Genomic DNA, 6970 nt, shown 5'->3' with positions numbered 1-6970 from the left:
CGTGCGCTTCGTCCACTTGCTGCTCTCGGCATCCAGGACGGCAGTGCTGCCGTCGGCGAAGGCGATGTCGGCGGTGCCGCCGCCGCTGCGCAGCACCACCGCCGGAACCAGGCCGCCCTGGGCGGCGATCCCGCGCAGGCGCGCGCCGGCGGTGGCCGCATCCTCGTTCTCGCCCAGGTCGAAGTGCCGCTCGCGTTCCTTGCGCCAGCCATGGCGGTGGTCGTAGTCGATCAGACCGTCCTGGACCGCGCGCTGCGCGGCTTCCTGCATTACCGGGTCGATCGTGGTGATCACGTGGTAGCCACGGGTCAGCACGTCCTCGCCGTAGCGCGCCACCATGTCCTGGCGGACCATCTCGGCCACGTACGGCGCATCGACTTCAACCGGGATGTCGTGCGGCGTGGCGTGCATCGGCACCGCCTGCGCCGCCTTCTCTTCCGCCTCGGTGATGAAGCCCAGCTCGCGCATGCGCTGCAGCACGTAGTTGCGGCGGATGCGCGCGCGTTCCGGGTTCGCGACCGGATTGCCGCTGGACGGGAACTTGGGGATCGAGGCCAGGGCGGCGATCTCGTCCAGCTCGAGCTGGTCGAGTTCCTTGCCGAAGTAGAACTCGGCTGCCGCGGCGATGCCGTAGGAACGATTGCCGAAGAAACTCTTGTTGAGGTAGAGCTGGAAGATCTCGTCCTTGCCGAGCTCGCGTTCCATCTTCATCGCCAGCAACATCTCGGCCAGCTTGCGGGTGTAGCTGTACTCGCTGCTGAGGAAGAACTGCCGCGCCACCTGCTGGGTGATGGTGGAGCCGCCGGGCACGCGCTCGGCGTCGGTGGTGGCCAGCAGCCAGATGGCGCGGGCCACGCCGCGGTAGTCCACGCCGTGGTGGCGGTAGAAGCGGTTGTCCTCGATGGCGATGAAGGCCTGCTTGATCCGCTCCGGGACCCGGGCGATCTCCACCGGGTAGCGGCGCGTCTCGCCGAACACTGCGATCAGGCGGCCGTCGCGCCCATGCACGTAGAGGGGTTCCTGCAGTTCGACGGTGCGCAGCGACTGCACGTCCGGCAGGCGCGAGGAAACCACGAAATAGACCGTGCCCAGGGCCAGCAGGCCCAGCAGGGAGGCGGCTACGAAGGCGATCAGGGCCCAGCGCAGCAGGCGGCGGAACGGGGGCATCGGGGGGATTTCCTAAGGGCAAACGGGGGTCCCGGGCATGGCGCCACGGGGCGGTTCCAGTATAAAGGGGGTGCTGGTGGGGCCGGGGTCGGCATCGGGATCCGGGGATGAGACGGCCGTCGCGGCCCCGGTAGCTGGTAGTTGCCACGGGGCGCAAAGTCCGCTATTTAATGCCCCGGGACACGTTGTGCGCGTAAGCGCCCGTGAATATAGGGGAAAATTGTGGGGCTGATCACAAAAAGCCAGCCGCCCAAAATAGCGGTCGACATCAGCTCGACAGCGGTCAAGCTCCTGCAGCTGTCGCGGGCGGGTGATCGCTATCGGGTGGAGCACTACGCCATCGAGCCGCTCCCGGCCAATGCGGTGGTCGACAAGAACATCGCGGACCCCGAAGCGGTCGGCGAGGCGATCCGCCGCGCCATCGCCCGCTCGGGCAGCAAGGCCAGGCACGCGGTCGGCGCGGTTGCCGGCTCGGCCGTCATCACCAAGCTGATCCCGATGCCCAACGACCTGACCGAGGACGATCTCGAATCGCAGGTCGAGCTCGAGGCGGGCAACTACATTCCCTATCCGATCGAGGAAGTCAGCCTCGACTTCGAGGTCATGGGGCCGATGCCCGGCAACGACGACATGCTCCAGGTCCTGTTGGTGGCGTCGCGGTCGGAGAACGTCGAGACCCGCGCCTCCGCGCTGGAACTGGGCGGCCTCACCGTCACGGTGATGGACGTCGAGACCTTCGCCATCGAGAACGCCTTCGGCCTGCTCGGCGAATCCAGCGGGCCGGAAGACCAGCTGGTCGCGCTGGTCGACATCGGTGCCACCGTCACCACGCTCCACGTCCTGCGTGGCGGCCGCAGCCTGTACAGCCGCGAACAGGTGTTCGGCGGCAAGCAGCTGGACGAAGAGGTGATGCGCCGCTACGGCCTGAACCTCGAGGAAGCACGCCTGGCCAAGCGCCAGGGCGGCCTGCCGGACACCTACCAGGCCGAGGTGCTGCAACCCTTCCGCGAAGCGCTGGTCCAGCAGGTCAGCCGCCTGCTCCAGTTCTTCTACGCCGGCAGCGAGTTCAACCGCGTCGACCGCATCGTGCTGGCCGGCGGTACCGCATCGACCCCGGGCGTCGCGCCCATGGTCGAGGAACAGCTCGGCGTGCCCACGGCGGTGGCCAACCCGCTCGCGCAGATGACCCTGGGCCCGCGCGTCCAGGCGCCCGCGCTGGCCCAGGATGCGCCGTCGCTGATGATCGCCGCCGGGCTGGCGCTCAGGAACTTCGACTGATGGCACGGATCAACCTGCTCCCGTGGCGCGCCGAGCGGCGCAGGCAGCGCCAGACGGAAGTCCTCGCCATGCTCGCCTTCTCGGGCGTGCTGGCGCTGGCCCTGTCGTTCATCATCATCAGCTTCTACAACGGCCAGATCACCGGCCAGAACGAGCGCATCGGCTACCTCAAGAAGCAGATTTCCGACGTCGACGCCCAGATCAAGGAGATCGAGGAGCTCGACGACAAGAAGAGCAAGCTGCTGGCGCGCAAGGAAGTGATCGAACAGCTGCAGGCCAACCGCTCGAAGATGGTGCATTTGTTCGATTCGCTGGTGCGCACCATTCCCGACGGCGTGATCCTGACCTCGGTCAAGCAGGAGGGCGACAAGCTCACCCTGCAGGGCCGTTCGCAGTCCAACGCCCGGGTCAGCAACTACATGCGCAACCTTGAGAGCGCCGGCTGGATGACCAAGCCGGAGCTCTCGATCATCGAGGCCAAGAGCGGCGATCCGGGCCTGCCATACGTGTTCACGCTGACGGTGATGCTGGCCAACCCGAACGCGCCCAAGGACCTGGATGGCGACGGCGTGCCCGACGCGCCGGTGGCCGCGCCCGCACAGGGAGGGACCGCCTCGTGAGCCGCAACAAGATGGCGATCAAGGACCTGAACTTCAACAACACCGGGTCCTGGCCGCAGGAATACAAGATCGGCTTCTGCGCGATCCTGATCGCGGTCGTGGTCGGTGCCGCGTGGTGGTTCTTCGTCCGCGACAAGACCGAGGAGCTGGAGAAGCTCGAGCGCCAGGAAACCGACCTGCGCAAGGAATTCGAAACCAAGCAGGGCCGGGCGTCGAACCTGGAGCCGCTGAAGCTGCAGCTCGCGCAGATGGAGCAGCAGCTGCAGCAGATGCTGCGCCAGCTGCCGAGCAAGACCGAAATGCCCGACCTGATCATCGACATTTCGCAGACCGCGCTGGCCACCGGACTGAGCAGCGAACTGTTCCGGCCGGGCAACGAGTCGCCCAAGGAGTTCTACGCCGAGAAGCCGATCTCGCTGCGCATGGTGGGCACCTACCACCAGTTTGGCGCCTTCGTCAGCGGCGTGGCCTCGCTGCCGCGCGTGGTCATCCTGACCATGCACGACATCGCGCTGAAGCCGCGCAACCCGGACCGTGGCGGCATCCGCCGCGACGTTCCGCTCGAGCTGGCCGGCACGGTCAAGACCTACCGGTACCTGGACGAGGAAGAGCCGTCCAGCAAGCCGAAGCCCAAGAAGAAGGGAGGTCGCTGACATGCGTACGTCCCGGATGCTCATGGTGCTGGTGCTGCTGCCGTTGCTCGGTGCCTGCGGGCGCAGCGTGACCAGCTCGCCCACCGAGCCTTCCAACCTCGAGAAGTGGGTGGCCGAGGTGAAGAAGCGCCCGGCGCCCGCGCTCGAGCCGCTGCCGGTGATGCCGCAGTTCGAGACAGTCGAATATGCAGCGCAATCGCTGCGCGATCCCTTCAGCAATGCCTTCAGCGACGACGGCGGCATGGCCGGCCTGCGCCCGGATCCGAACCGGCGCAAGCAGGTCCTGGAGCAATTCCCGCTCGACGCGCTCGACATGGTCGGCACGATCGGCGAAGGCAGTGGCGTGGTCGCGCTGGTGATCGCGCCGGACAAGGTGACCTATCGGGTCCGGCCAGGGGTTTACATGGGCCAGGCAGAGGGTCGGGTAACCACCGTGACTACCGACCGGATCGACCTGGTCGAACTGGTACCGGACGGTGCAGGCGGCTGGCTGGAACGGCCCGCAACCATTGCGCTGGACGATCAATGAATCTGGGGGACAGGACGATGACCGTGACCAATGCCAAACGCCTGCGGCTTGTCCGCGCCTTGCCCTCGAGGGCAGGCGTGGCCGGGTTCGTGGCGGGAATGCTGGCGGCCTTCGGCAGCGTGCAGGCAGCGCCCCTGCCGGCGGCGCAGGCCGCACCCGCCGTTGCGCAAGCTGCGCCCGTGAACTCGCTGGATCCGGGCCGGCGCTTGCCCGGCACCATTTCCGTGGCCGACATCGACTTCAACCGCGGCGACGGCGGCGCGGCCAGGTTGACCATCCGCTTCACCGGTCCCGGCGCCCTGGTCGACATGCAGGACCGCGGCGGCACCCTGATCATCGAAATGCCGAACGTGGGCCTGCCGGGCAACATGCAGCAGCCGCTGGACGTGGCCGACTTCGCCACGCCGGTCGAGCGCATCGCGCCGTACGCGATCGGCGTGTCGGGCTCGCGCCTGGTGATGGACGTGCTCGGCACGTACAAGCCCAGTGCCTACCAGACCGGCAACGAATACGTGCTCGAAGTCGTGCCGCACACCGGCTCCGACGCTTCCGGTTCGCCGCTGACCCGCCGCCAGCGCGCGGTCGCCGGCCTCAACGACGCGCCCAAGTACACGGGCCGCCCGGTGACGTTCAACTTCCAGGACGTGCCGGTACGCACGGTGCTGCAGATCATCGCCGAGGAAACCGACGCGAACCTGGTGGCCTCCGATTCGGTCACCGGCAACCTGACCCTGCGCCTGGACGCGGTGCCGTGGGACCAGGCGCTGGACATCGTCCTGCGCGCCCGCGGCCTGGACAAGCGCCGCGACGGCAACGTGCTGTGGGTCGCCCCGCAGAAGGAACTGGCCGACTACGAGCTCGCGGTCAACCAGGCCCGCATCGCGGTCGAGAACTCCTCGGAGATGATCACCGCCTACCTGCCCGTGAGCTACGCCAGCGCCGACGACGTCAAGCTGCTGCTCACCGGCGAGGCCGGGCAGAACCGCCAGGGTTCCGGCGGCAGCTCGGGCAACATCGCCGGCACCATGGTCCAGCGCGGCCTGCTGTCGATGCGCGGCACCATCTCCGCCGACCAGCGCACCAACACGCTGATCATCCACGACATCCCCGAGCGCATCGAGGACATCAAGAAGTTCCTGACCATCATCGACCGTCCGGTCGACCAGGTGGTGATCGAGGCGCGCATCGTCGTCGCCAACGAATCGTTCGCCCGCGAACTGGGCGCGCGCTTCGGCATCAGCGGCGCCAGCGGCGACCCGGGCGACCGCAGCTCGGTCGGCTTCGGCGGCAACCTCGAGGCCTCGCAGGCGAATGCAGAGTCGCGCGCCGACGCGATCAACAGCCTCGAAGACACCGATACCGACCGCAGCCCGCCATTCGACGTGACCCGCGGCCTGATGACCAACCTGCCCAGCACCCTGGCGGGCGGTTCGGGCACGCTGGCGCTGTCGATCCTCAATGCCGGACACCTGCTCGACGTCGAACTGTCGGCGATGCAGACCGAAGGCCGGGGCGAGATCGTTTCGAACCCGCGCATCGTGACCAGCAACCAGAAGGAAGCGATCATCAAGCAGGGCGACCAGATCGGTTACCTGACCACGACCGGCGGCCAGCAGGGCAACCTGCCCAGCGTGCAGTTCAAGGACGCGATCCTGCAGATGAAGGTCACCCCGACCATCACCGCGGACGGTCGCGTGTTCCTGAACATGGACGTGCAGAAGGACGACCTCTCCGGCTTCGTGCAGACCGGCGTCGGCCAGGTCCCGCAGATCGCCACCCGCCAGGTCACCACCTCGGTGCTGGTCGACGACGGCCAGACCGTGGTCATCGGCGGCGTGTACGAGTTCCGCGACCAGTCCGACCTGTCCAAGGTGCCGTTCCTGGCGGACCTGCCGGTCATCGGCAACCTCTTCAAGAAGCGCGGCAACACCAAGAGCAAGGCCGAGCTCCTGATCATGGTCACCCCGCGCGTGATCCGCGTCTCGCAGCGGGCGCACGACTGAGTCGCAAGGCCAGCCGTTGCGGGGAGATGAAGGGGCCGGAGGGCCCCTTCATCGTTCCGGGACTGAACCAAACCCGTCGTGGAGGGTCAAAATCGACCCTGGCGCGACGTGCGCCGCAACATCATTGGCGCCATGGACACCAATAACGACGACCGCGGCCGGCTTCATGCCGCGTTCCGCCAACTGCGCGAAAGCCTGTGCGCCGAGATCGTGGGCCAGGACGCGCTGGTCGAACGGCTGCTGATCGCGCTGCTCGCCGACGGCCACCTGCTGGTCGAAGGCGCCCCGGGGCTGGCCAAGACGACCGCGGTCCGCGCGCTGGCCTCGCGCCTGGACGCCGGTTTCGCCCGCGTCCAGTTCACGCCCGACCTGCTGCCCGCGGACCTGACCGGTACCGATGTCTGGCGGCCGCAGGACGGCCATTTCGAATTCCAGCCCGGCCCGATCTTCCACCAGGTGTTGCTGGCCGACGAGATCAACCGCGCGCCGGCCAAGGTGCAGTCGGCGCTGCTCGAAGCGATGGGCGAGCGCCAGGTCACCGTCGGGCGCCAGACCTATCCGTTGCCCGAGCTGTTCCTGGTGATGGCCACGCAGAATCCGATCGAGCAGGAAGGCACGTTCCCGTTGCCCGAAGCGCAGCTCGACCGCTTCCTCATGCACGTCCGCGTCGGCTATCCGCAGGCGGCGATGGAAGCCGAGATCCTGCGCCTGGCGCGCGAC

At 67.6% G+C, this 6970-nt stretch carries 7 protein-coding genes; 6 read left to right on the top strand and 1 reads right to left on the bottom strand.

The window, feature by feature from the left end:
* Positions 1 to 1167: transglycosylase domain-containing protein (locus QAA18_RS12110; RefSeq protein WP_279413264.1), on the bottom strand; the 1167-nt coding region annotated here is incomplete at its 3' end.
* Between the two features lie 222 nt (positions 1168 to 1389).
* Between QAA18_RS12110 and QAA18_RS12105 the strand changes: the two genes are divergently transcribed.
* The 6 genes from QAA18_RS12105 to QAA18_RS12080 all read left to right on the top strand — a co-directional run.
* Positions 1390 to 2445, top strand: a complete 1056-nt coding sequence (locus QAA18_RS12105) for a pilus assembly protein PilM (protein ID WP_279413263.1) — start codon at positions 1390 to 1392, stop codon at positions 2443 to 2445.
* The gene (locus QAA18_RS12100; RefSeq protein ID WP_279413261.1) at positions 2445 to 3065 is read left to right on the top strand and encodes a PilN domain-containing protein; all 621 of its coding nucleotides are present in this window, start codon (positions 2445 to 2447) and stop codon (positions 3063 to 3065) included. Before QAA18_RS12105 ends, QAA18_RS12100 begins: the two co-directional genes overlap by 1 nt.
* An 11-nt stretch (positions 3066 to 3076) precedes the next feature.
* Positions 3077 to 3718 carry a type 4a pilus biogenesis protein PilO gene (pilO, locus tag QAA18_RS12095; protein WP_279413266.1) on the top strand — a complete coding sequence of 214 codons (642 nt, stop codon included), beginning with the start codon at positions 3077 to 3079 and terminating at the stop codon, positions 3716 to 3718.
* Position 3719: 1 nt separating this feature from the next.
* Positions 3720 to 4247, top strand: a complete 528-nt coding sequence (locus tag QAA18_RS12090) for a pilus assembly protein PilP (protein WP_279413259.1) — start codon at positions 3720 to 3722, stop codon at positions 4245 to 4247.
* A 17-nt stretch (positions 4248 to 4264) separates the two neighbouring features.
* Positions 4265 to 6250, top strand: a complete 1986-nt coding sequence (gene pilQ / locus QAA18_RS12085) for a type IV pilus secretin PilQ (protein ID WP_279413258.1) — start codon at positions 4265 to 4267, stop codon at positions 6248 to 6250.
* Positions 6251 to 6382: 132 nt separating this feature from the next.
* The coding region (locus QAA18_RS12080) for an AAA family ATPase (protein WP_279413256.1) at positions 6383 to 6970 on the top strand (588 nt) is incomplete at its 3' end.

The sequence above is a fragment of the Luteimonas sp. 8-5 genome, from assembly GCF_029763755.1.
GTDB lineage: Bacteria > Pseudomonadota > Gammaproteobacteria > Xanthomonadales > Xanthomonadaceae > Cognatiluteimonas.
The sequence above is the reverse complement of the archived record's forward strand: the minus strand, read 5'-3'. Positions and strand labels throughout refer to the sequence as shown.